The sequence below is a fragment of the Gracilibacillus pellucidus genome (assembly GCF_033949965.1).
Classification (GTDB): Bacteria; Bacillota; Bacilli; order Bacillales; family Amphibacillaceae; genus Gracilibacillus; species Gracilibacillus pellucidus.
This window is the reverse complement of the sequence record NZ_JAWZSR010000028.1, coordinates 1-1,337: the sequence shown is the minus strand read 5'-3', so window position 1 is coordinate 1,337 and position 1,337 is coordinate 1. Positions and strand designations below refer to the sequence as shown.

Below are 1,337 nucleotides of genomic sequence, written 5' to 3'. Positions count from 1 at the left end.
TCGACTTGCATGTATTAGGCACGCCGCCAGCGTTCGTCCTGAGCCAAGATCAAACTCTCAATAAAGTTGACTTATGCTCACTTCTATAAGCTAGCATGTTTCATGTTTAAATTCATACTGGTTGTTTTGTTCAGTTTTCAAAGTTCAATATAATAGAAATGGTGGAGCCTAGCGGGATCGAACCGCTGACCTCCTGCGTGCAAAGCAGGCGCTCTCCCAGCTGAGCTAAGGCCCCGTGATATATAAAGTTAAATGGTCGGGAAGACAGGATTCGAACCTGCGACCCCTTGGTCCCAAACCAAGTGCTCTACCAAGCTGAGCTACTTCCCGTAATGGCGCGCCCGAGAGGAGTCGAACCCCTAACCTCTTGATCCGTAGTCAAACGCTCTATCCAATTGAGCTACGGGCGCTAAATGGTGCCGAGGGCCGGACTCGAACCGGCACGGTGGAAACCCACCGCAGGATTTTAAGTCCTGTGCGTCTGCCAATTCCGCCACCCCGGCAAGGAATAATGCATTAACCATCTGGCAAACTAAATGATTAATTTCCTGGAGCGGAAGACGGGATTCGAACCCGCGACCCCCACCTTGGCAAGGTGATGTTCTACCACTGAACTACTTCCGCTAATATTAAATTATAATGTAGTGCGGGTGGAGGGACTTGAACCCCCACGTCGAGAGACACTAGATCCTAAGTCTAGCGCGTCTGCCAATTCCGCCACACCCGCATGATGGTGAGCCATGGAGGGCTCGAACCTCCGACCCTCTGATTAAAAGTCAGATGCTCTACCAACTGAGCTAATGGCTCTAAAGTGGTGCCGGCCAGAGGACTTGAACCCCCAACCTACTGATTACAAGTCAGTTGCTCTACCAATTGAGCTAGGCCGGCAAATGGTGGAGGATGCAGGGCTCGAACCTGCGACCCCTTGCTTGTAAGGCAAGTGCTCTCCCAGCTGAGCTAATCCTCCGATATATTCGCCTGGCGGCGTCCTACTCTCGCAGGGGCGTAAGCCCCAACTACCATGGGCGCTGAAGAGCTTAACTACTGTGTTCGGCATGGGAACAGGTGTGACCTCTTCGCTATCGTCACCAGACTCTTTTTTTCAAGGACAAGATATATTATAACTCATAACTTATATGAAATGCAAGAGTTTTTTTGAAGTTTTTTAAACTTTTTTTATGAACCTTGAAAACTAGATAAGAATGTATCAACAAGTTCAAACGTAAAGATATAGTTAAGTCCTCGATCGATTAGTATTCGTCAGCTGCACATGTCACCATGCTTCCACCTCGAACCTATCTACCTCATCGTCTCTGAGGGATCTTACTCTATCGAAT

Annotated in this window: 9 tRNA genes and 3 rRNA genes; all 12 read right to left on the bottom strand. The window is 48.6% G+C overall.

Annotated features, from left to right (window positions below):
• A 16S ribosomal RNA gene (locus SH601_RS17565) occupies positions 1 to 65 on the bottom strand; the annotation flags it as partial.
• A gap of 94 nt (positions 66 to 159) precedes the next feature.
• Positions 160 to 235: transfer RNA gene (locus tag SH601_RS17560), tRNA-Ala, on the bottom strand.
• Between the two features lie 18 nt (positions 236 to 253).
• Positions 254 to 330: transfer RNA gene (locus tag SH601_RS17555), tRNA-Pro, on the bottom strand.
• A 3-nt stretch (positions 331 to 333) separates the two neighbouring features.
• Positions 334 to 410, bottom strand: a tRNA-Arg gene (locus SH601_RS17550).
• A gap of 4 nt (positions 411 to 414) precedes the next feature.
• A tRNA-Leu gene (locus tag SH601_RS17545) sits at positions 415 to 503 on the bottom strand.
• A 46-nt stretch (positions 504 to 549) separates the two neighbouring features.
• Positions 550 to 624: transfer RNA gene (locus SH601_RS17540), tRNA-Gly, on the bottom strand.
• 21 nt (positions 625 to 645) lie between these two features.
• Positions 646 to 727, bottom strand: a tRNA-Leu gene (locus SH601_RS17535).
• Between the two features lie 4 nt (positions 728 to 731).
• Positions 732 to 807 (bottom strand) — tRNA-Lys (locus SH601_RS17530).
• A 5-nt stretch (positions 808 to 812) separates the two neighbouring features.
• Positions 813 to 888: transfer RNA gene (locus SH601_RS17525), tRNA-Thr, on the bottom strand.
• A gap of 3 nt (positions 889 to 891) precedes the next feature.
• Positions 892 to 967: transfer RNA gene (locus SH601_RS17520), tRNA-Val, on the bottom strand.
• 9 nt (positions 968 to 976) lie between these two features.
• Positions 977 to 1,093 (bottom strand): 5S ribosomal RNA (rrf, locus tag SH601_RS17515).
• 137 nt (positions 1,094 to 1,230) lie between these two features.
• A 23S ribosomal RNA gene (locus tag SH601_RS17510) occupies positions 1,231 to 1,337 on the bottom strand; the annotation flags it as partial.